The sequence below is a fragment of the Neobacillus sp. WH10 genome, assembly GCF_030123405.1.
In the GTDB taxonomy this organism is placed as follows: Bacteria; Bacillota; Bacilli; order Bacillales; family Cytobacillaceae; genus Neobacillus.
In genome coordinates this window covers 83,049-105,795 of sequence record NZ_CP126110.1, presented here as the reverse complement: position 1 = coordinate 105,795, position 22,747 = coordinate 83,049, and the positions used below count along the sequence as shown (strand labels likewise).

Below are 22,747 nucleotides of genomic sequence, written 5' to 3'. Positions count from 1 at the left end.
ACTAAAATGGCGATTACTCGATGTTTACTTTGCTTCTTCTTACGATTATCTAGTTTTCAAGGAACAAAAAAGTTTCGAGAGAATTGCTCCCTCAAAACTAAACAAACAGAAAACAATCAAACAAACTATTTTTGTCTGGCTCATATGTCCAGCTTATATCCTTAGAAAGGAGGTGATCCAGCCGCACCTTCCGATACGGCTACCTTGTTACGACTTCACCCCAATCATCTGTCCCACCTTAGGCGGCTGGCTCCTTACGGTTACCCCACCGACTTCGGGTGTTACAAACTCTCGTGGTGTGACGGGCGGTGTGTACAAGGCCCGGGAACGTATTCACCGCGGCATGCTGATCCGCGATTACTAGCGATTCCGGCTTCATGTAGGCGAGTTGCAGCCTACAATCCGAACTGAGAATGGTTTTATGGGATTGGCTAGACCTTGCGGTTTCGCAGCCCTTTGTACCATCCATTGTAGCACGTGTGTAGCCCAGGTCATAAGGGGCATGATGATTTGACGTCATCCCCACCTTCCTCCGGTTTGTCACCGGCAGTCACCTTAGAGTGCCCAACTGAATGCTGGCAACTAAGATCAAGGGTTGCGCTCGTTGCGGGACTTAACCCAACATCTCACGACACGAGCTGACGACAACCATGCACCACCTGTCACTCTGTCCCCCGAAGGGGAACGTCCTATCTCTAGGATTGTCAGAGGATGTCAAGACCTGGTAAGGTTCTTCGCGTTGCTTCGAATTAAACCACATGCTCCACCGCTTGTGCGGGCCCCCGTCAATTCCTTTGAGTTTCAGCCTTGCGGCCGTACTCCCCAGGCGGAGTGCTTAATGCGTTAGCTGCAGCACTAAAGGGCGGAAACCCTCTAACACTTAGCACTCATCGTTTACGGCGTGGACTACCAGGGTATCTAATCCTGTTTGCTCCCCACGCTTTCGCGCCTCAGCGTCAGTTACAGACCAGAAAGCCGCCTTCGCCACTGGTGTTCCTCCACATCTCTACGCATTTCACCGCTACACGTGGAATTCCGCTTTCCTCTTCTGCACTCAAGTCCCCCAGTTTCCAATGACCCTCCACGGTTGAGCCGTGGGCTTTCACATCAGACTTAAAGGACCGCCTGCGCGCGCTTTACGCCCAATAATTCCGGACAACGCTTGCCACCTACGTATTACCGCGGCTGCTGGCACGTAGTTAGCCGTGGCTTTCTGGTTAGGTACCGTCAAGGTACCGGCAGTTACTCCGGTACTTGTTCTTCCCTAACAACAGAGCTTTACGACCCGAAGGCCTTCATCGCTCACGCGGCGTTGCTCCATCAGACTTTCGTCCATTGTGGAAGATTCCCTACTGCTGCCTCCCGTAGGAGTCTGGGCCGTGTCTCAGTCCCAGTGTGGCCGATCACCCTCTCAGGTCGGCTACGCATCGTCGCCTTGGTGAGCCGTTACCTCACCAACTAGCTAATGCGCCGCGGGCCCATCTGTAAGTGTCAGCCGAAACCGACTTTCAGCTTTTCCTCATGTGAGGAAAAGGATTATCCGGTATTAGCTCCGGTTTCCCGAAGTTATCCCAGTCTTACAGGCAGGTTGCCCACGTGTTACTCACCCGTCCGCCGCTAACCAACAGGAGCAAGCTCCTATTGATTCGCTCGACTTGCATGTATTAGGCACGCCGCCAGCGTTCGTCCTGAGCCAGGATCAAACTCTCCAAGAAAGTTGATTAGCTCATAAAATAAAACGTTGGCTTAGTTTCGATAAGAAACTAATATTATTGTTTGTTGACGTTTTTGTCTGTTTAGTTTTCAAAGAACAATTATTTTCAAGACTTTTAATATATTAACATATTAAATTTTCTTTGTCAACACATTAAAAACTTTTATTGGTGGAGCCTAGCGGGATCGAACCGCTGACCTCCTGCGTGCAAAGCAGGCGCTCTCCCAGCTGAGCTAAGGCCCCATAAAAATATAAGATGAATGGTCGGGAAGACAGGATTCGAACCTGCGACCCCTTGGTCCCAAACCAAGTGCTCTACCAAGCTGAGCTACTTCCCGTAAATTAATGGCGCGCCCGAAAGGAGTCGAACCCATAACCTTCTGATCCGTAGTCAGACGCTCTATCCAATTGAGCTACGGGCGCATAATTCAATAAATGGTGCCGAGGACCGGAATCGAACCGGTACGGTAGTCACCTACCGCAGGATTTTAAGTCCTGTGCGTCTGCCAGTTCCGCCACCCCGGCTTAAAAGAGAGCGGAAGACGGGATTCGAACCCGCGACCCCCACCTTGGCAAGGTGGTGTTCTACCACTGAACTACTTCCGCATATAAAAATTAAATGGTGCGGGTGAAGGGAGTCGAACCCCCACGCCTTGCGGCGCCAGATCCTAAGTCTGGTGCGTCTGCCAATTCCGCCACACCCGCATATTTAAATGGTGAGCCATGAAGGACTCGAACCTTCGACCCTCTGATTAAAAGTCAGATGCTCTACCAACTGAGCTAATGGCTCGTACAAAACTAAAAAAGAAAAGGTGCCGGCGAGAGGACTTGAACCCCCAACCTACTGATTACAAGTCAGTTGCTCTACCAATTGAGCTACCCCGGCATTGTTAATAATATTATGGTGGAGGATGACGGGATCGAACCGCCGACCCTCTGCTTGTAAGGCAGATGCTCTCCCAGCTGAGCTAATCCTCCATATATAACAGCCTGGCAACGTCCTACTCTCACAGGGACAAAGTCCCAACTACCATCGGCGCTGAGAAGCTTAACTTCCGTGTTCGGTATGGGAACGGGTGTGACCTTCTCGCCATTATTGCCAGACTATTTTTGTTTGAGGTTTCATTCCCTCAAAACTAGATAATGCAGAAGAAGTGTTGTAAAAACGAGTTCGCTTTAAAACTTGGTTAAGTCCTCGATCGATTAGTATCAGTCAGCTCCACATGTCGCCATGCTTCCACCTCTGACCTATCAACCTGATCATCTTTCAGGGATCTTACTAGCTTGACGCTATGGGAAATCTCATCTTGAGGGGGGCTTCATGCTTAGATGCTTTCAGCACTTATCCCGTCCGCACATAGCTACCCAGCGATGCCTTTGGCAAGACAACTGGTACACCAGCGGTGCGTCCATCCCGGTCCTCTCGTACTAAGGACAGCTCCTCTCAAATTTCCTGCGCCCACGACGGATAGGGACCGAACTGTCTCACGACGTTCTGAACCCAGCTCGCGTACCGCTTTAATGGGCGAACAGCCCAACCCTTGGGACCGACTACAGCCCCAGGATGCGATGAGCCGACATCGAGGTGCCAAACCTCCCCGTCGATGTGGACTCTTGGGGGAGATAAGCCTGTTATCCCCGGGGTAGCTTTTATCCGTTGAGCGATGGCCCTTCCATGCGGAACCACCGGATCACTAAGCCCGACTTTCGTCCCTGCTCGACTTGTAGGTCTCGCAGTCAAGCTCCCTTGTGCCTTTACACTCTACGAATGATTTCCAACCATTCTGAGGGAACCTTTGGGCGCCTCCGTTACTCTTTAGGAGGCGACCGCCCCAGTCAAACTGCCCACCTGACACTGTCTCCCACCCCGATTAGGGGTGCGGGTTAGAATTTCAATACAGCCAGGGTAGTATCCCACCGACGCCTCCACCGAAGCTAGCGCTCCGGTTTCTACGGCTCCTACCTATCCTGTACAAGCTGTACCAAAATTCAATATCAGGCTACAGTAAAGCTCCACGGGGTCTTTCCGTCCTGTCGCGGGTAACCTGCATCTTCACAGGTACTATAATTTCACCGAGTCTCTCGTTGAGACAGTGCCCAGATCGTTACGCCTTTCGTGCGGGTCGGAACTTACCCGACAAGGAATTTCGCTACCTTAGGACCGTTATAGTTACGGCCGCCGTTTACTGGGGCTTCGATTCAGAGCTTCGCTTGCGCTAACCCCTCCTCTTAACCTTCCAGCACCGGGCAGGCGTCAGCCCCTATACTTCGCCTTGCGGCTTCGCAGAGACCTGTGTTTTTGCTAAACAGTCGCCTGGGCCTATTCACTGCGGCTCTTCGAGGCTATGAACCCCAAAGAGCACCCCTTCTCCCGAAGTTACGGGGTCATTTTGCCGAGTTCCTTAACGAGAGTTCTCTCGCTCACCTTAGGATTCTCTCCTCGCCTACCTGTGTCGGTTTGCGGTACGGGCACCTTTTATCTCGCTAGAGGCTTTTCTTGGCAGTGTGGAATCAGGAACTTCGGTACTATATTTCCCTCGCTGTCACAGCTCAGCCTTTATGGTAAGCGGATTTTCCTACTTACCAGCCTAACTGCTTAGACGCGCATATCCAACAGCGCGCTTACCCTATCCTCCTGCGTCCCCCCATCACTCAAACGATAAAGAGGTGGTACAGGAATATCAACCTGTTGTCCATCGCCTACGCCTTTCGGCCTCGGCTTAGGTCCCGACTAACCCTGAGCGGACGAGCCTTCCTCAGGAAACCTTAGGCATACGGTGGATGAGATTCTCACTCATCTTTCGCTACTCATACCGGCATTCTCACTTCTAAGCGCTCCACCAGTCCTTACGGTCTAGCTTCAACGCCCTTAGAACGCTCTCCTACCACTGACACCTACGGTGTCAATCCACAGCTTCGGTGATACGTTTAGCCCCGGTACATTTTCGGCGCAGAGTCACTCGACCAGTGAGCTATTACGCACTCTTTAAATGGTGGCTGCTTCTAAGCCAACATCCTGGTTGTCTAAGCAACTCCACATCCTTTTCCACTTAACGTATACTTTGGGACCTTAGCTGGTGGTCTGGGCTGTTTCCCTTTTGACTACGGATCTTATCACTCGCAGTCTGACTCCCACGGATAAGTCTTTGGCATTCGGAGTTTGTCTGAATTCGGTAACCCGATGAGGGCCCCTAGTCCAAACAGTGCTCTACCTCCAAGACTCTAACTACGTGAGGCTAGCCCTAAAGCTATTTCGGAGAGAACCAGCTATCTCCAAGTTCGATTGGAATTTCTCCGCTACCCACACCTCATCCCCGCACTTTTCAACGTGCGTGGGTTCGGGCCTCCATCCAGTGTTACCTGGACTTCACCCTGGACATGGGTAGATCACCTGGTTTCGGGTCTACGACCACATACTCATTCGCCCTATTCAGACTCGCTTTCGCTGCGGCTCCGTCTCTTCAACTTAACCTTGCATGTAATCGTAACTCGCCGGTTCATTCTACAAAAGGCACGCTATCACCCATAAACGGGCTCTAACTACTTGTAGGCACACGGTTTCAGGAACTATTTCACTCCCCTTCCGGGGTGCTTTTCACCTTTCCCTCACGGTACTGGTTCACTATCGGTCACTAGGGAGTATTTAGCCTTGGGAGATGGTCCTCCCTGCTTCCGACCGGATTTCACGTGTCCGGCCGTACTCAGGATCCACTCAGGAGGGAACGAAGTTTCAACTACAGGGCTTTTACCTTCTATGACGGACCTTTCCAGGTCGCTTCATTTACCCCGTTCCTTTGTAACTCCATGTAGAGTGTCCTACAACCCCAAGAGGCAAGCCTCTTGGTTTGGGCTATGTCCCGTTTCGCTCGCCGCTACTCAGGGAATCGCGTTTGCTTTCTCTTCCTCCGGGTACTTAGATGTTTCAGTTCCCCGGGTATGCCTTCAATACCCTATGTATTCAGGTAAAGATACTGTTCCATTACGAACAGTGGGTTCCCCCATTCGGAAATCTCCGGATCAAAGCTTACTTACAGCTCCCCGAAGCATATCGGTGTTAGTCCCGTCCTTCATCGGCTCCTAGTGCCAAGGCATTCACCGTGCGCCCTTTCTAACTTAACCTAAAAGGTTTATTTCTCTATTAAAAATAGAGAGAAAACTAAAATGGCGATTACTCGATGTTTACTTTGCTTCTTCTTACGATTATCTAGTTTTCAAGGAACAAAAAAGTTTCGAGAGAATTGCTCCCTCAAAACTAAACAAACAGAAAACAATCAAACAAACTATTTTTGTCTGGCTCATATGTCCAGCTTATATCCTTAGAAAGGAGGTGATCCAGCCGCACCTTCCGATACGGCTACCTTGTTACGACTTCACCCCAATCATCTGTCCCACCTTAGGCGGCTGGCTCCTTACGGTTACCCCACCGACTTCGGGTGTTACAAACTCTCGTGGTGTGACGGGCGGTGTGTACAAGGCCCGGGAACGTATTCACCGCGGCATGCTGATCCGCGATTACTAGCGATTCCGGCTTCATGTAGGCGAGTTGCAGCCTACAATCCGAACTGAGAATGGTTTTATGGGATTGGCTAGACCTTGCGGTTTCGCAGCCCTTTGTACCATCCATTGTAGCACGTGTGTAGCCCAGGTCATAAGGGGCATGATGATTTGACGTCATCCCCACCTTCCTCCGGTTTGTCACCGGCAGTCACCTTAGAGTGCCCAACTGAATGCTGGCAACTAAGATCAAGGGTTGCGCTCGTTGCGGGACTTAACCCAACATCTCACGACACGAGCTGACGACAACCATGCACCACCTGTCACTCTGTCCCCCGAAGGGGAACGTCCTATCTCTAGGATTGTCAGAGGATGTCAAGACCTGGTAAGGTTCTTCGCGTTGCTTCGAATTAAACCACATGCTCCACCGCTTGTGCGGGCCCCCGTCAATTCCTTTGAGTTTCAGCCTTGCGGCCGTACTCCCCAGGCGGAGTGCTTAATGCGTTAGCTGCAGCACTAAAGGGCGGAAACCCTCTAACACTTAGCACTCATCGTTTACGGCGTGGACTACCAGGGTATCTAATCCTGTTTGCTCCCCACGCTTTCGCGCCTCAGCGTCAGTTACAGACCAGAAAGCCGCCTTCGCCACTGGTGTTCCTCCACATCTCTACGCATTTCACCGCTACACGTGGAATTCCGCTTTCCTCTTCTGCACTCAAGTCCCCCAGTTTCCAATGACCCTCCACGGTTGAGCCGTGGGCTTTCACATCAGACTTAAAGGACCGCCTGCGCGCGCTTTACGCCCAATAATTCCGGACAACGCTTGCCACCTACGTATTACCGCGGCTGCTGGCACGTAGTTAGCCGTGGCTTTCTGGTTAGGTACCGTCAAGGTACCGGCAGTTACTCCGGTACTTGTTCTTCCCTAACAACAGAGCTTTACGACCCGAAGGCCTTCATCGCTCACGCGGCGTTGCTCCATCAGACTTTCGTCCATTGTGGAAGATTCCCTACTGCTGCCTCCCGTAGGAGTCTGGGCCGTGTCTCAGTCCCAGTGTGGCCGATCACCCTCTCAGGTCGGCTACGCATCGTCGCCTTGGTGAGCCGTTACCTCACCAACTAGCTAATGCGCCGCGGGCCCATCTGTAAGTGTCAGCCGAAACCGACTTTCAGCTTTTCCTCATGTGAGGAAAAGGATTATCCGGTATTAGCTCCGGTTTCCCGAAGTTATCCCAGTCTTACAGGCAGGTTGCCCACGTGTTACTCACCCGTCCGCCGCTAACCAACAGGAGCAAGCTCCTATTGATTCGCTCGACTTGCATGTATTAGGCACGCCGCCAGCGTTCGTCCTGAGCCAGGATCAAACTCTCCAAGAAAGTTGATTAGCTCATAAAATAAAACGTTGGCTTAGTTTCGATAAGAAACTAATATTATTGTTTGTTGACGTTCTTGTTTGTTTAGTTTTCAAAGATCAAGTCTCACTATCGCTCGAAAGCGACTTTATAATCTTACCAAGTTATCAACCTAAAGTCAACAACTTTTTTTATTTCTTTTTTTAATCAGTTACTGTCTCGCAGCAACAGATATTAATATACCACCATTCTAAGCAAGGTGCAATAGCTTTTTATTCTTTTTTTGCGATTTAATCAAAATAGAAATATTCGAATATTTCTTTCTTGAATATAAAAAAAGTGCCAGCAACACCGGCACTTTTTTAAACTATTAACGATGGCGCATTAATGGGAATAATAGTACGTCACGAATTGATGGAGAATTCGTTAATAGCATGACTATACGGTCAATTCCGATTCCCAATCCGCCTGTTGGAGGCATACCATACTCTAATGCTTCAATGAAGTCCTCATCCATCATATGGGCTTCATCATTCCCTTGCTCACGCTCTTTCAGCTGCGCTTCAAAACGCTCTCTCTGATCAATTGGATCGTTAAGCTCCGTAAAGGCATTTGCATGCTCCCGAGCTACAATAAATAACTCAAAACGATCGGTGAATCTTGGGTCCTCGTCATTTTTCTTCGCAAGCGGAGAAATCTCTACTGGGTGCCCATAAATAAATGTAGGCTGAATCAATTTTTCCTCAACCTTTTGCTCGAAGAATTCGTTAACGATATGACCATAAAGCATATTGTTATTAATTTCTATTCCGTGTTCTTTTGCAAGCTCACGCGCTTCCTCAACACTCATTTCCCTCCAGAAGTCTGCACCTGTATATTCTTTGATGGCATCGACCATATGAAGTCTTTTCCACTCAGGTTTAAGGTCGACTTCGTATTCACCGTATTGAATCGTTGTCGTTCCTAATACTTCTTGAGCGATATGAGCAATCAAATTTTCTGTAAGGCTCATGATATCGCGATAATCCGCATATGCTTCATAAAGCTCAATCATTGTAAATTCTGGATTATGACGGGTAGATACACCCTCATTTCTAAATACTCGGCCAATTTCATAAACCTTTTCGAGACCGCCGACAATTAGCCGCTTCAAATGAAGTTCGATGGCAATTCGCATGTATAATTCCATATCAAGAGCGTTATGATGGGTTATGAACGGGCGTGCAGATGCACCGCCTGCAATCGAATGCATCATTGGGGTTTCTACTTCCAAATATCCTTGGCTATCTAGATAGCGACGCATTGATTGAATAATCCGGCTGCGATCTATAAAGGTCTGTTTACTTTCTTGGCTCATAATTAAATCCAAATAACGTTGGCGGTACCGCTGCTCAACATCCTTAAGTCCGTGGAATTTATCCGGTAATGGGCGAAGGGCTTTTGATAAAAAGGTAAAGTCCTGAACTTTTACCGAAAGTTCACCTGTTTTAGTTTTAAATACTCTTCCCGTTACTCCAATAATATCCCCTAGGTCAACTGAATTAAAAATTTGATACTGTTCTTCCCCAATTGCATCCTGCCTGACGTAAATTTGAATTTGTCCCTTTATATCTTGGATGTGGGCAAAGCCGGCTTTTCCTTTCCCACGCTTTGTCATGATCCGTCCAGCTAGACTAACCGTTATATTATTATCTTCAAGCTCTTCATTTTCCAATTCTCGATATTGTAGTAAATCCATACTGTAGTGAGAACGGTCAAAACGCTTACCAAATGGATCTAAACCATTTTCACGCATGGTGTTCATTTTTTCGCGTCTGACCAATAATTGGTCATTTAATTCTTCCTGACTCATGCTATTCAACTCCATTTCTTTCTTTTTTATGTAAAACTAAAAGAATACTCGCCGATTTTTTTACATACTACATTATTTTACACAAACTTGTGAATTCAGACATCAAAAATGTTTTTATATAGAATAAAAACTGCCAGTTATTGCACTGGCAGCTTTCTTTAGTAATCAATAATATTATAGGAAATAGGCCTTTGAAAGTCAAACTTAGCCAACAATTGCTTGGTTTTGTTCCTTTTCTTCTGTCTCTATTACCAAATCATTTAATAATGTTACAAGATGTTCTCTTGTATTGCACTCATTAATAGCATTTCGAACTCTCGCATTACCGCGTACCCCTTTTAAATACCAAGCAGCATGCTTACGCATCTCACGGACAGCGATGTCCTCATTTTTCAATGCAATCAAACGGTCAAGGTGAAGGATGCATACATCAATTTTTTCACGAACAGACGGCTCTGCCATTAACTTCCCTGTTTCTAAATATTGCACCGTGCGGTAAATCATCCATGGGTTCCCTAGAGCAGCTCTGCCAATCATGACGCCATCAACACCGGTTTCATCAAGCATTCTTTTGGCATCCTGCGGTGTTTGAACATCGCCATTTCCAATAACGGGAATGTTTACGGATTGCTTTACCTCTCGGATAATATCCCAGTTTGCTTTTCCTTCATACATTTGCACACGGGTACGTCCATGAAGAGCAACCGCTTTTCCACCTGCACGCTCAACGGCTTGGGCATTTTTCACAGCAAAAATATGCTCTTCATCCCAGCCCATCCGCATTTTTACCGTTACAGGCTTTTCAACCTCGGCAACAACCGCGGAAACCATTTCATAGATCTTATTAGGATCTAGAAGCCATTTTGCCCCGGCATCACATTTTGTAATTTTCGGTACAGGGCAGCCCATATTGATATCAATAATATCAGCATTTGTATTTTGATCAACAAATTTAGCCGCTTCAACAAGCGTTTCCCTTTCACCGCCAAAAATTTGCAAGCTTAACGGTTTCTCTCGTTCATCTATATAGAGCATATTCATGGTTTTTTCATTTTTAAAAACAATTCCTTTATCACTAACCATCTCGGCGCAAACTAAACCTGCACCAAACTCTTTTACGGTTAGGCGGAATGCAGAGTTACAGACACCGGCCATCGGTGCCAAAACAACGGGATTCTTTATTTCAATATCGCCAATTTTTAACATCCAACTACCTCCTATTCAAGCACCCGGCTGATCGTATGTCGCTAAACGGTCACCTGCGCTTTTCTTACTCTTTTGGTGCTAAATCATCTATACTTATTCTCAAAGAATGAGTGATTCTTTCAAGCAGATCACCTGCTGGCAGGCGGTTCCCTCTTTCAATCTCTCCTAAAATTGATACCGATACACCTAGTTCCTTCGAAAAGCTTTCCTGTGTATAACCTTTTAGTTTTCGATAGGCTCGAATACGTCTTCCCCATTTTTCCGCTTCCATATCCGGACTCCTTCTTTATCTGGTAGTTCATTCAACAATAAGTTAAGAGGTTTATCCACCCCGGGGATTCTATGGTTAGGATTTATTTCTATTAGCGGCACCATGACAAACGCCCGCTCTGCCATCCTTGGGTGCGGAACAGTAAGCTTCTCTGTTTCAATATTTTCTTGGTTAAACGTGAGAATGTCAATGTCTATTGTCCGCGGACCCCATCTGATTTTCCTTTTCCTTCCAAGATCCAATTCCGTTTTCAAACAGAAATCTAGTAACTCCATTGCACTTAACACCGTCTGAATCTCAATTACCATATTTAAAAATAAATCCTGATCCTCATAACCTACAGGATCTGTTTCATAAATAGAGGAGTAATTTACCAATTTGATATTTGAATGACTTGTTAAAAGTTTTATTGCACTCGTTATATTATCATAACGGTTTCCGATATTAGAACCAAGGGCAATAAATGCTGTGTTTTCCACTTTTATCTACTCCTTGTTATTTCTACTGCAACAGACTGGTAATGGCCAGGAATCGGCGGATCCGGCTTAATCACTTTTACCGTAACATCGGATATAAGAGCGAATTCTTTAAGAACGGTAGCAGCAATTTTTTCCGCAACAGCCTCTACTAGCTTATACGGCTGCCCTTCTACAATTTCTTTGCATACTTCGTATAGCTCTCCATAATTGACAGAGTATTCTAGTTCATCTGTTTCGCCGGCTTTTTTTAAATCGACGGAAACAGATAAGTCAACAGCAAATCGCTGACCAAGCCGAGTTTCTTCCGGGAAAACACCATGGTATCCATAAAATTCCATCCGATTGACATATATTTTATCCAATCACTACACCCTTCCCCATCATCGCATCCATCATTTTTGCCATTCGGCTCATTTCCTTTACATCGTGAATACGAATGATTTGACACCCTTTTTGAATACCGTAGCAAACGGTTGCCCCTGTGCCTTCCATTCTTTCATTAACGGGGAGATTTAATGCTTGTCCGATCATCGTTTTTCGTGATGTCCCTAAAAGGACAGGATAGCCCACCATTACCAGCTTATCTAAGCTTTGCATCATGAGAAGATTTTCCTCAAAGTCCTTCGCAAAACCAATGCCCGGGTCTAGAATAATATTCTCATCCCTTACACCAGCCTTTTTCACAATGGCGATGCTTTCATAAAGATCATTCATCACATCCCGAAAGAATACCTGATAATTTCGGTCATGACGGTTATGCATTAAGATGATTGGTACATTGTACTCAGCTGCAATTTTTCCCATTTGTTTATCTGCTTTTGCACCCCATACATCATTGATGATATGGGCACCTGCTTCAATGGCCTGCTTCGCCACCTCTGCTTTATAGGTATCAATTGAAATTGGGATTTCTACATGCTCGGAAATGGCTTTTATCACCGGAATCACCCGTTCAAGCTCTTCCTCTGCAGAAACAGCAGCAAAGCCCGGGCGTGTCGATTCGCCGCCGATATCAATGATATCCGCACCATTTGCCACCATGTCAATCGCACGTTCAATTGCACGTTCGATTTGATTAAATTTGCCGCCATCCGAAAAGGAATCTGGAGTAGCATTTAAAATTCCCATTACAATTGTCTTTTTCGTATAGTCCAAGGTATATGGGCCACACTGAATTTGTTCTTGAGCTGTTTTCAAACCATATCCCCCCTATGCTCGTTTTCACTTATTGTATCATATAAGAAACTTTATTTAGTTTACAAAAAAAAGAGGCATAGGCACCAGCCAACACCTCTCATTATTTTTATATCAAAACTGTCTAGCTCCACAAGGAAGGCTTCGGCAGCAATAGCAGCGTACGAAGGAAAAGCAATAGCTTTTTCGAGGAGCGCTAAACGCCGCATCTACTTTTCTTGTTATTCAACATCATATTGGTAAAGTGGTGTACTTAAATAACGTTCGCCGTTATCCGGAATAATTGCAAGCACCTTTTTACCTTTTCCTAGCGCTTTCGCCACTTTTAGAGCTGCGGAAATGGCAGCACCCGACGAAATCCCGCCAAGAATTCCTTCTTCTTTAGCTGCACGGCGGGAAGCTTCAAATGCTTCTTCCGTTCCCACTTGAATGATTTCATCATAGATTTTAGTATTAAGCGTATCAGGAACGAATCCTGCACCAAGTCCTTGAAGTTTATGCGGACCAGGTTTGCCTCCGGATAGGACTGGAGAATCTTTCGGCTCAACTGCATAAATCTTCACTTCCGGGAATGTTTCTCGGAGCACACTGCCTGCACCTGAAATGGTTCCCCCTGTTCCGATTCCCGATACAAATGCATCCAATCGATCCATTTGCTCGACAATTTCCTTACCGGTTGTTCTTCTATGGACCTCAGGATTAGCTTCATTCTTAAACTGCTGCGGCAGAAAATAACCGTGTTCTTTGACAAGCTCTTCTGCTTTAGCAATTGCGCCCTTCATACCTTCTAGACCAGGTGTTAATACTAACTCAGCCCCGTAAGCACGAAGCAGGTTCCTTCTTTCCAAGCTCATTGTCTCCGGCATAACAAATACTGCTTTGTATCCCTTTGCTGCGGCAATCATCGCTAAACCAATGCCTGTATTTCCACTTGTCGGCTCAATAATGGTATCAATACCGGGTTTGATTAGACCTTGTTCTTCAGCAGCTTCAATCATTGCTAAAGCGATACGATCCTTAACACTACTGCCTGGGTTAAAATATTCGAGCTTCAAATAGACTTCTGCACTGTTTTCATCTACTAATCTGTTTAACTTAACAATCGGTGTTTGGCCGACTAATTCGGCAACTGAATTTGCTACACGAACCATCAGGGAACCCCTCTCTATTCCGAGTATTTTTATTGGTTTTATATAGAATTTACCAGTATTATACTTGTTTTGTCAATTGTTTTACACAGGGAATTTTATGATTATTTTATAAAAAGAAAAACACAGAAATTTATTCTGTGCTATTACTGGGACTTTTTATTGTTGCCATAAAACCATTCCACCTTTGCCTCATCCCAAAAGGTTGTTGCGGAGGCTGGTGGTTTCATTTGCTCAAGAGCAATTTGCCGGCGAATTGACTCTTTAACATCATCATAAAGATATTTTTTTTCCTTAATTTTTCCTTCCAGCCTTAAAATGGCATACCCTTCTTTAACTTTAAGCGGTTTACTATAGGCTCCCTTTTTTAGCTGTTTAGCAGTTTCAATATATTGTTTCGGATATCGCTCATCTTCTTCGCTAATATACCCAATATCTCCGCCTTCATTTGCAGAAAACTCCTCGACGGAGCGTTCCATCGCTAATGTGGAAAAACTTGACCCATTGGCTAACTCCTTCGCAGCCTTTTCCGCTTCTTTCTTTGTTTTCACAATAATATGCGATAAATGGTAGGCAGGTGGAACATTGAAAAGGTTTTTATTTTTATCATAATAACTTTTCAATTCTTTATCCGAAACTTTCACGTCCTTCGTTAAAAGTTCCTCTAATAGAAGAGTATTTCGAATTTGTTCCTTCCACTTTTTCTCGTTTTGATTGTTTTTAGAATCGAAGGAATTATAGGTGGTCTGCAGCATCCTAAATTCCCGATCGACATCTTGATCAGAAACTTTTATTTTATATTTTGCCGCCATTTCCTCGACAACCTTTTGATCGATCATTTCCTTTAAAACGACTTTTCCATATCTGGATTCCAGTTCATTCAGCCATTCTTGTCTTAAGATGGATTTTTTTCCTACTGTTGCCACTGCCTCATCATTGGCAGCCTCACCACCAGCCACATTCGCCCTAGTTAGAAAAAAAGCAATTGTTAAGCAATTAAGCATAATGAGGCCTGCAATAACCATCCAAAGCTGCTTCTTCCCCAACCCTTTCATCCCTAGCAAAGACATTTATTTAGCATCCTTTTTTAGTTCTTCTAATTCTTCCTTGGAAAATAGGTATTTTTCGTTGCAGAAATGACAGTGAGCCTCGGCCTGTCCATCTTCTTCAATCATAGCGGTTATTTCTGCGGCACCTAATCCAACAATAGCATTAGCAAAGCGTTCTTTAGAGCAATTACATTGGAAACTAACCGGCATCGTTTCTAATACCCTTACGTGCTCTCTTCCAAACAACTCTTCCAGGAGTTGCTCAGGAGTTAGGCCTCGTTCAATTAATTTAGAAATAGGCTCAATCGTTTTTAACCGTTCCTCGAGTTTCGAAATGATAGGATCTGGCGTGCCAGGCATTAATTGAAAAATAAATCCTCCTGCGGCCAAAATGGTATCATCTGGGTTAACTAAAACTCCAACACCCACGGAAGAAGGCACTTGCTCCGACGTGGCAAAATAATAGGTAAAATCTTCTCCTAATTCACCAGATACAAGTGGAACCTGACCGGAGAAAAAGTCACGCATGCCGATATCCTTAACAACAGCTAACATACCATCTGTTCCAACCGCACGGCGGACATCGAGCTTCCCATTTTCTGTTGATTCAAAATCAACCTCCGGATTGGTAACATAACCGCGTACTTCACCTTTAGCGTTACTGTCAACAACAATTGGTCCAAGCGGGCCGCCGCCGTTTATTTTAATGGTAAGATTATCATCACCCTTAAGCATCGCCCCCATCATCAGCCCTGCGGTCATCGTACGGCCAAGTGCTGCCGAAGCAGTCCTCCATGTTTGATGACGCCGCTGCGCTTCACTAATAGTTTCTGTCGTGCGAACGGCATATGCACGAATATTTCCATCATAGGCAAGTGCCTTAACTAAATAATCCTTCATTGTATAACTCCCTTCTAGCTGTATCACTTGTCTAGCTGCAGCGCCTAGGGGATCGGAGTCATAAACCCCTGAGCCCCTACACGCTTCCGCATTTCTTATTAGCTTATCCCATATTTCGTTTATAGATAAGCTGCAGACCCTTTAAAGTTAAAAAGGGATCGACTATATCGATGATCGTTGATTCCTGGGCAATTAAACTAGCAAGCCCGCCAGTGGCAATAACGGTAGGTTTCTTCCCGCTTTGGTCCATCATCCTTTTGACAATCCCCTCAACTTGTCCTACATACCCATAGACAATACCAGCCTGCATTGCGGCCACTGTATTTTTCCCAATAACCCCTTCAGGCCGAGCAATTTCAATCCGCGGCAGTTTTGCCGCCCTTGAATAAAGTGCCTCAGTAGAAATCCCGATTCCGGGCGCAATCGCACCGCCCATATATTGACGCTCCTCATTCACATAACAATACGTCGTTGCCGTTCCAAAATCGACAATAACTAGGGGACTTCCATATTCGTGAATAGCTGCGATGGCATTTACAATCCGGTCAGCACCCACTTCTCTTGGGTTTTCATATTTAATATTGAGCCCTGTTTTCATGCCCGGCCCGACCACGAGGGGCTTAATATGAAAGTACTTCTGGCACATTCTTTCCAAAGCAAACATAATAGGGGGAACAACGGAAGAAATAATAATCCCGTCAATATCTGAAAAAGATAAACCTGAATGATCGAACAAAGCTTTTATGCTCATGCCAAATTCATCTTCTGTGCGATTACGGTTGGTTTCTATCCGCCAATGATATTTAAGTTCATCACCTTGATAAACACCTAATACAATATTGGTATTACCTACATCAAATACGAAAATCAAATCTATCACTCGCTTTATCGATTTTTCTTTTTTAGCCGATAGGAAAGTAAACTTTCTCCCAGGCATAAGTGCAACTACGCCTCTTATTCGCCCTTAGGGGCTCGCCAATCGGCGAGTTTTCTTTACATGGGAACATCATACCATAAATAGTATATGTGTGAAAAAAAAGAGCGCTTCACAGGAAGCACTCTTTTTGACAATTTATTTATAATCAATTTCATCCGAAGGTTTATCTAAAAAGGATTCTTCCTTTTTTTCATCCTCGTCTTTTTTTGTGTTGATGTTTACTTTCACATCATCTGTCTTTTTTGGCCCAATCTTCACAGAATCTAAGTGAACAGATGGATCCGGCATACGACCATGGTCAACCAAATATTTGATCTGTTCAGCAACAAGTGTTTCTACCTCAAGAAGAGTTTTAGCAATTAGATCCAGCTTATCGCGATTTTCAGTAAGAATCTTTCTAGCTCTTTCGTAACATTCTTTAATAATGCTTTGAATTTCAAGATCGATTTCATAGGCAATGGCATCAGAATAATTTTGCTCATTATGAAGGTCTCGGCCCAAGAAAACCTGACCGCCTTGTGGTTGACCGAACTGTAATGGTCCAAGCTTATCACTCATTCCGTATTCAGTCACCATCTTACGAGCAATATTTGTAGCACGTTGGAAGTCATTATGTGCTCCCGTACTTACTTCACCAAAGACAATCTCTTCAGCGACACGTCCGCCTAACAAACCAACAATTTTATCAAGCAATTCCGGCTTTGTCATAAAGTAACGGTCTTCTCTAGGAAGCATGACGGCATATCCACCTGCTTGCCCACGTGGAACGATGGTAACTTTGTGAACCATGTCTGCTTCATCAAGCACTAAACCAATTACAGTATGGCCACCCTCATGGAAAGCAACAATATTCCGTTCTTTTTCTGAAATAACCCTGCTCTTCTTAGCTGGACCGGCAATAACTCGATCAGTTGCTTCATCAATATCTTCCATATCGATTTTCTTTTTACTGCTGCGAGCTGCAACTAGAGCTGCCTCATTCAATAAATTCTCCAAATCGGCACCTGAAAAACCAGGTGTACGCATGGCGATATTTTTCAAGTTTACAGATTCATCTAATGGTTTATTGCGTGCATGAACTTTTAGTACAGCCTCACGTCCAACCACATCTGGACGGTCAACAGTAATTTGGCGGTCAAAACGTCCTGGACGTAATAACGCAGGATCGAGAATATCCGCTCGGTTTGTTGCAGCAATAATGATAATTCCCTCATTAGCTCCAAATCCATCCATTTCAACTAACAATTGATTCAAGGTTTGTTCACGCTCATCGTGACCACCGCCAAGGCCGGCACCACGCTGACGTCCAACTGCATCAATTTCATCGATAAAAATAATACATGGAGCATTTTTCTTAGCATTTTCAAATAAATCACGAACACGGGATGCACCGACCCCAACAAACATTTCAACGAAATCAGACCCACTGATGGAGAAAAACGGCACGCCAGCTTCACCAGCAGTAGCACGAGCAAGCAATGTTTTACCGGTCCCTGGAGGTCCTACAAGCAGGACGCCTTTCGGAATCCGGGCTCCAAGCTCAGCAAACTTGCGTGGATCTTTTAAAAACTCAACAACCTCAACTAATTCAGCCTTTTCCTCATCAGCACCAGCTACATCTCTAAAACGAACCTTTTTCTTATCATCGTTATAAAGCTTGGCCTTGGATTTGCCAAAGTTCATCACTCGGCTTCCGCCGCCCTGAGCTTGGTTTAATAAGAAGAAAAATAAAATAAAGATAATCACGAACGGAATAATTGAAGTAAAAAAGGTTACCCAGCCGCTAGTTTCTTTTGCAGGCATCACATCTACTTTTGAATCTGCCTTATCAATACGGTCAAGAATCTTCTCGCTGTTAGGAATATAGGTTATGAACTTTTTACCTTTTTCTTCAAGCTCACCGCGAACTTCAAAAACTCCTCGTTCGGGCTGCATGGAAAATGATTTGACCTCACCATTTTCTAGTTGGGAAACGAACTTATCATATGAAATATGATCTGTAGGCTCATTGGTTCCATTAAAGAAACTAACAACGCCTATAATGACTAAAAATATCAATAAATAAAAGATGGTATTACGGAAAATCCGATTCATCTCTTACCTCCTCCCGCGGGTAAAAACTATATTAAATAGTATCATAGAAAAACTTACTAATTCAAGGAATTACTCTCATTTAGAAGTGTCTGAAATACCCCGGTCGATTAAAGGAGAAAACCTTCAATGGGGATATTACTTATTGATTATTGCTATAAACTTCCGGTTTTAATACGCCAATATATGGTAGGTTTCGATATTTTTCAATATAATCCAACCCATAACCGACAACAAACTCATCTGGAACAATAAATCCTACATAATCAGCTTTTATGGCACTTTTTCTGCCTGTAGGTTTATCAAGTAAGGTGACAATCTTGATTGATTTTGCTTTTCGATAACGGAATAAATCAACTAAATAACTAAGTGTTAATCCACTATCGATAATATCTTCAATAATTAATATGTCCCTTCCTTCTACAGAAGTATCTAAGTCCTTTAAGATTTTTACCTCTCCGGATGAAACAAAAGCTGAACCATAACTTGAAACATCCATAAAATCCATTTCAAGATAGCAATCCATCCGTTTTAATAAATCAGCCATAAAAGGCATTGCCCCTTTTAAAACGCCGATTGCAAGCGGGAAGCGATCTTTATACTCTTCAGTTAACTCGGCCGCTAATACCTTTATCTTTTCTTGAATTTCTTCTTCTGAAACTAACACCTTTTCAATATCCTGATTCATCATAAATTGTGCCCCCTAGAAGATCATTACTAATGATATGTGAGTTGAATATATTGTTTTGCGAATGTATCTATACCTTCTAAAGAAGATTTTTTTAAATCTGGAAGCCAAATAATAAAACCTTCTTTATCCGTTATGACAGGCCAACTGTCTCGTTCCTGTACCGGAACCTTTTGATCAATAAAAATATCCTTTAATTTTTTTGACCCTTGGATTCCTTTCAATGTCATTCGATCGCCTTTTTTCCTTGTACGGATGATAATCGGCCACTTAATACGGTCAGCATTAAAAAAGGCTGTATTATGCTCTGCATCAGGAAATTCCCAATCAAAATAATCTATTCTAATACTCCTCCCATTTGGCAGCAAAATCGTCCCTGGTTCATTTAGCTCAAATACATAAGGTTCAGCTGTTATTTGCTGAAATTGAAACGATAACTGAAAATAGGAGCGAATTACCTTCAATCCATTTGGAAAATCTAGCCTACCTGAAGGATCGTTATGATGAATTAAGGAAAATACTTGATCGATATGTATGGCAGAAAGAGATGCTGGTTTTTCATTGTAAAGATAGTTTAATATTAGTTGAATCCCTCTCCTTTGTAAAGGTAAAGGCATCTTAAGAAATCTTTTAATGTCAATAGTAATTTTGTCATCTTCTTTTTTTGTCACAACTGTATTCAGCCGTTCGACCGTTAATTCCTGTAGAAATGATTCATCACTTTCGAGTTCTTCACTAAACCGCTGAAAGTGTTCATGAACATGGCTATTTTCGGTCTTTAAAAATGGAAGAACCTGTTTGCGAAATCGATTTCTGCTATAAATTCCTTTCTCATTACTTGGGTCTAACCTTGGTGTAAGGTTTTGTTCTTTACAATAGTTCTGAATCTCAGCCTTCGTTAAACATAAGAAAGGACGAAATATAGTACCATCATGAAATGGGCGTGAAAATGGTATGCCCGCTCTCGCTTTTCCACTGCTTCCTCTTGTCAGCCGCATGAGCATGGTCTCCACCTGATCATCGCCATGATGACCAAGAGCTAAATAAGGAAATTGGTACTTCTCCATCATTTTTAAATAAAATTCATATCTTACCTCTCTTGCTGCAATTTGCGAACTTTTTCCGGTTTCTTCCATAACTTCCGGGACATTGATTCGTGCCATTTCAAAGGGAAGGCTATACTGTTCACAAAAGCTTTTTACAAACATCGCATCAAGAAAGGATTCTTCGCCGCGAAACATATGATCAACATGTACGGCAACAATAGACAAGTTCCTTTTTTCTTTTTCCTTAAGTAAGTAGTGAAGCAGTGCTAAAGAATCCGGACCCCCTGAAACACCAACAATGATTTTTTTATTTTCAAGTTTGAATGAGTGGCGATTAAGAAAGGACTCGACCTTTAATTCCAACATATGATTGCACTCTTTCTAATACAAAATAGTTTAAAAATTGTCTAGCTCCAGTGCCCTTACCGGGCACTTCCACTTTTCATATTAGCTTACCACTTTTAAGAATAAACTATCAAAACATAGCTATTACAAAACTGTTGGAAATTTTTCCATTTGATTGCTGATCACGTCAGTTAATAATTGGCTTTCCTTATATACGAGCAAATACTGAATCGGTTTCAATTATTATGGTAAATTATTTAAAGTATACCAAGCATATAAAATTCCTAGAACAACAGAAATAAACAAAAATTCCATCCAGCCGTTTTTTTTCTTCTTTCGTCGATAGGCCTGCCTTGAAATAGGCTGATTGCCCTTCATTTTTTTCTGTTGAGTTTGACTAGAGGAATGGAACACTGCTCCTGTTGACCGTAATGGAGGATTAGGAATCTTTTTCTCAACCATTATGTTAAATAAATCAGCCCTCATTTGCTTAGCAGTGGTGTAATACCCCTGCAGTGCTTTTACGATAACTTTTTCAAACTTTATCAGTTCTGGTTTTTGCCGCACAGCCTCTCTTAGTTGGGAAATTCCTCCGCTTGTTTTATTAAAGCGTTTCGGATATGCGGTGTTGATCATGATCATTGCCACAGCAAACAAATCGTAGGACGGTTCTGCTTTTCTCGAGCCTAAGCCCCAATAGCCACGGTCATAAAACTCAGTGAATTCCTTAATTGCCCTGCCTTGTATGGTAGTGCCGCCTACATCAATACACCTTATTTTCGGAGGCGGTCCAGTAACAATTAAATTTTCCGGTTTTAAATCCCCAAACACCCAGCCATTTTCATGGAGGATATCCAAATCATTAAGAATCTGTAAAAATAAAGCGCTCGTCCATGATTTCCCCTTTACATGAATAAAAGTAAGGAAATCCGGACCTTGAATATATTCCATTACATAAAACGATATTCGACCGAGGGGACTTTGCCAATCGTCGACATCAAGCAAAGAAGGTCCTAGGGATGGTGGGCCCTGGACCTTTGCAAAGGATTTCAACACATTTACCTCAGAGGTGATGGACATACTGTTATCACTCATTTTCAAAGCTACTTGAGTGTTTTTGAATTTTGCAAGGTAGACCACGCCATTTGCGCCAAATCCTAGTTCCTTTATAATTGTATAGTTATGTGAATGCCATTTTCCTGTAATGATTGTTCCCGGACTTACCTTACATCGATTCTTCAAAGTATGATTCATCATCACGTGAAAGCAGGCTCCTTAATGATTGTTTTTGATTGAAGGCAGATAGGGCAGTCCTTAAAGCCGGACCAGTCGGTGTAATTCCTCCCGTAGATAGCTGGGAAAAAACACTTGTCAAAGTTTGCAGCTTTGGTGTCCAATCCAGCAATTTTTCGACATCATTCTTTTTCCCGGGAAATACATAAACAGAAAATTGGTTATTGCCTGTTCGGGCGTTCAAGCTTAGAGAGAGGTCAAGAAGCGCCTCCTTTACCGTTGGAAGCTTATGCTTCATGCTTGCACTTGTATCGACAAGAATCAACACTTCTAATTCGACAGTTTCTCCTAATTCATCGACAACCTCCATGACTTCCCCGCGTTTTTCCGGGGGCAGGTCCTCCATCGTTTGTGAACGGCCTAATATTTGCTGTAATTGGCTGTTTACCACACCCTGAATGGTTTGGTTCATCGCTTTACGTGTTACCATTTGCACCGTTTGTGAAAGTGCCTCTGCATAAACGATCTGGCTGACTCCGCCGCCTGACATCGCAATGCCATCGATTTCAGTCATCCCCTTTTCGTCCATAGCGTCCTTTTCTATTACACCAATAACATTCACCGTAATTCCTTGTTCATTCGCGAGTGCAGACATGGCAATTGGATCCTCACCCTTGTTTGAGCATCCATCTGTAATTAGTAAGATTTGACGGATTTTTCCTGTATACATAAATTTCTCCCTCCACGA

Annotated in this window: 15 protein-coding genes, 9 tRNA genes and 4 rRNA genes; all 28 read right to left on the bottom strand. The window is 43.9% G+C overall.

Going from position 1 to position 22,747, the window contains the following annotated elements; translation table 11 throughout:
- Positions 1-165 precede the first annotated feature (165 nt).
- Positions 166-1,715 (bottom strand): 16S ribosomal RNA (locus tag QNH20_RS00530).
- A 166-nt stretch (positions 1,716-1,881) separates the two neighbouring features.
- Positions 1,882-1,957, bottom strand: a tRNA-Ala gene (locus tag QNH20_RS00525).
- Between the two features lie 18 nt (positions 1,958-1,975).
- Positions 1,976-2,052, bottom strand: a tRNA-Pro gene (locus QNH20_RS00520).
- A gap of 8 nt (positions 2,053-2,060) precedes the next feature.
- Positions 2,061-2,137 (bottom strand) — tRNA-Arg (locus tag QNH20_RS00515).
- Between the two features lie 13 nt (positions 2,138-2,150).
- A tRNA-Leu gene (locus QNH20_RS00510) sits at positions 2,151-2,239 on the bottom strand.
- A gap of 9 nt (positions 2,240-2,248) precedes the next feature.
- Positions 2,249-2,320: transfer RNA gene (locus QNH20_RS00505), tRNA-Gly, on the bottom strand.
- 14 nt (positions 2,321-2,334) lie between these two features.
- A tRNA-Leu gene (locus tag QNH20_RS00500) sits at positions 2,335-2,419 on the bottom strand.
- A gap of 9 nt (positions 2,420-2,428) precedes the next feature.
- Positions 2,429-2,504 (bottom strand) — tRNA-Lys (locus QNH20_RS00495).
- A 23-nt stretch (positions 2,505-2,527) separates the two neighbouring features.
- Positions 2,528-2,600 (bottom strand) — tRNA-Thr (locus tag QNH20_RS00490).
- 16 nt (positions 2,601-2,616) lie between these two features.
- A tRNA-Val gene (locus QNH20_RS00485) sits at positions 2,617-2,692 on the bottom strand.
- Between the two features lie 10 nt (positions 2,693-2,702).
- Positions 2,703-2,818, bottom strand: a 5S ribosomal RNA gene (rrf, locus tag QNH20_RS00480).
- Between the two features lie 79 nt (positions 2,819-2,897).
- Positions 2,898-5,833 (bottom strand): 23S ribosomal RNA (locus tag QNH20_RS00475).
- A gap of 201 nt (positions 5,834-6,034) precedes the next feature.
- Positions 6,035-7,584: ribosomal RNA gene (locus tag QNH20_RS00470) — 16S ribosomal RNA — on the bottom strand.
- Together the 16S, 23S and 5S rRNA genes with 9 tRNA genes alongside form the textbook arrangement of a ribosomal RNA operon.
- A 346-nt stretch (positions 7,585-7,930) precedes the next feature.
- On the bottom strand, positions 7,931-9,412 hold the full coding sequence (gene lysS, locus QNH20_RS00465; RefSeq protein ID WP_283921032.1) for a lysine--tRNA ligase: 1,482 nt from the start codon (positions 9,410-9,412) through the stop codon (positions 7,931-7,933).
- A 204-nt stretch (positions 9,413-9,616) separates the two neighbouring features.
- On the bottom strand, positions 9,617-10,618 hold the full coding sequence (gene dusB / locus QNH20_RS00460; protein ID WP_283921031.1) for a tRNA dihydrouridine synthase DusB: 1,002 nt from the start codon (positions 10,616-10,618) through the stop codon (positions 9,617-9,619).
- A gap of 64 nt (positions 10,619-10,682) precedes the next feature.
- The gene (locus tag QNH20_RS00455; RefSeq protein WP_283921030.1) at positions 10,683-10,889 is read right to left on the bottom strand and encodes a helix-turn-helix domain-containing protein; all 207 of its coding nucleotides are present in this window, start codon (positions 10,887-10,889) and stop codon (positions 10,683-10,685) included.
- Positions 10,841-11,368: a 2-amino-4-hydroxy-6-hydroxymethyldihydropteridine diphosphokinase gene (gene folK, locus QNH20_RS00450; RefSeq protein ID WP_283921029.1), complete on the bottom strand. Its 528-nt coding sequence runs from the start codon at positions 11,366-11,368 to the stop codon at positions 10,841-10,843. Before folK ends, QNH20_RS00455 begins: the two co-directional genes overlap by 49 nt.
- Positions 11,369-11,370: 2 nt before the next feature.
- The gene (folB, locus tag QNH20_RS00445; RefSeq protein WP_283921028.1) at positions 11,371-11,730 is read right to left on the bottom strand and encodes a dihydroneopterin aldolase; all 360 of its coding nucleotides are present in this window, start codon (positions 11,728-11,730) and stop codon (positions 11,371-11,373) included.
- Positions 11,723-12,565: a dihydropteroate synthase gene (folP, locus tag QNH20_RS00440; RefSeq protein ID WP_283921027.1), complete on the bottom strand. Its 843-nt coding sequence runs from the start codon at positions 12,563-12,565 to the stop codon at positions 11,723-11,725. Before folP ends, folB begins: the two co-directional genes overlap by 8 nt.
- Before the next feature lie 218 nt (positions 12,566-12,783).
- The gene (gene cysK / locus QNH20_RS00435) at positions 12,784-13,713 is read right to left on the bottom strand and encodes a cysteine synthase A (RefSeq protein WP_283921026.1); all 930 of its coding nucleotides are present in this window, start codon (positions 13,711-13,713) and stop codon (positions 12,784-12,786) included.
- A gap of 143 nt (positions 13,714-13,856) precedes the next feature.
- Complete coding sequence (locus QNH20_RS00430; RefSeq protein ID WP_283921025.1) at positions 13,857-14,780, bottom strand: peptidyl-prolyl cis-trans isomerase; 924 nt, start codon at positions 14,778-14,780, stop codon at positions 13,857-13,859.
- The gene (gene hslO, locus QNH20_RS00425; RefSeq protein WP_283921024.1) at positions 14,781-15,659 is read right to left on the bottom strand and encodes an Hsp33 family molecular chaperone HslO; all 879 of its coding nucleotides are present in this window, start codon (positions 15,657-15,659) and stop codon (positions 14,781-14,783) included. It abuts the gene before it with no gap.
- Positions 15,660-15,762: 103 nt separating this feature from the next.
- Positions 15,763-16,530, bottom strand: a complete 768-nt coding sequence (locus QNH20_RS00420; protein WP_283923321.1) for a type III pantothenate kinase — start codon at positions 16,528-16,530, stop codon at positions 15,763-15,765.
- A 201-nt stretch (positions 16,531-16,731) separates the two neighbouring features.
- On the bottom strand, positions 16,732-18,690 hold the full coding sequence (gene ftsH / locus QNH20_RS00415) for an ATP-dependent zinc metalloprotease FtsH (RefSeq protein WP_283921023.1): 1,959 nt from the start codon (positions 18,688-18,690) through the stop codon (positions 16,732-16,734).
- Positions 18,691-18,829: 139 nt separating this feature from the next.
- Complete coding sequence (hpt, locus tag QNH20_RS00410; RefSeq protein ID WP_481858081.1) at positions 18,830-19,375, bottom strand: hypoxanthine phosphoribosyltransferase; 546 nt, start codon at positions 19,373-19,375, stop codon at positions 18,830-18,832.
- A gap of 29 nt (positions 19,376-19,404) precedes the next feature.
- A complete protein-coding gene (tilS, locus tag QNH20_RS00405) occupies positions 19,405-20,787 on the bottom strand; it encodes a tRNA lysidine(34) synthetase TilS (RefSeq protein ID WP_283921021.1) in 1,383 nt (460 codons plus the stop codon).
- A gap of 222 nt (positions 20,788-21,009) precedes the next feature.
- Complete coding sequence (locus QNH20_RS00400; RefSeq protein WP_283921020.1) at positions 21,010-22,023, bottom strand: protein kinase domain-containing protein; 1,014 nt, start codon at positions 22,021-22,023, stop codon at positions 21,010-21,012.
- Entirely contained in the window at positions 21,992-22,729 is a 738-nt protein-coding gene (locus QNH20_RS00395; RefSeq protein WP_283921019.1) for a VWA domain-containing protein, read from the bottom strand. The genes QNH20_RS00400 and QNH20_RS00395 overlap by 32 nt, the downstream gene beginning before the upstream one ends.
- Between the last annotated feature and the right edge of the window lie 18 nt (positions 22,730-22,747).

What these genes read in the sequence shown, in the direction of transcription:
- lysS (WP_283921032.1), bottom strand. Translation starts at nt 9,412, where the DNA reads ATGAGTCAGGAAGAATTAAATGACCAATTATTGGTCAGACGCGAAAAA.
- dusB (WP_283921031.1), bottom strand. Translation starts at nt 10,618, where the DNA reads ATGTTAAAAATTGGCGATATTGAAATAAAGAATCCCGTTGTTTTGGCA.
- QNH20_RS00455 (WP_283921030.1), bottom strand. Translation starts at nt 10,889, where the DNA reads ATGGAAGCGGAAAAATGGGGAAGACGTATTCGAGCCTATCGAAAACTA.
- cysK (WP_283921026.1), bottom strand. Translation starts at nt 13,713, where the DNA reads ATGGTTCGTGTAGCAAATTCAGTTGCCGAATTAGTCGGCCAAACACCG.
- QNH20_RS00430 (WP_283921025.1), bottom strand. Translation starts at nt 14,780, where the DNA reads ATGTCTTTGCTAGGGATGAAAGGGTTGGGGAAGAAGCAGCTTTGGATG.
- hslO (WP_283921024.1), bottom strand. Translation starts at nt 15,659, where the DNA reads ATGAAGGATTATTTAGTTAAGGCACTTGCCTATGATGGAAATATTCGT.
- ftsH (WP_283921023.1), bottom strand. Translation starts at nt 18,690, where the DNA reads ATGAATCGGATTTTCCGTAATACCATCTTTTATTTATTGATATTTTTA.
- hpt (WP_481858081.1), bottom strand. Translation starts at nt 19,375, where the DNA reads ATGAATCAGGATATTGAAAAGGTGTTAGTTTCAGAAGAAGAAATTCAA.
- tilS (WP_283921021.1), bottom strand. Translation starts at nt 20,787, where the DNA reads ATGTTGGAATTAAAGGTCGAGTCCTTTCTTAATCGCCACTCATTCAAA.
- QNH20_RS00400 (WP_283921020.1), bottom strand. Translation starts at nt 22,023, where the DNA reads ATGATGAATCATACTTTGAAGAATCGATGTAAGGTAAGTCCGGGAACA.
- QNH20_RS00395 (WP_283921019.1), bottom strand. Translation starts at nt 22,729, where the DNA reads ATGTATACAGGAAAAATCCGTCAAATCTTACTAATTACAGATGGATGC.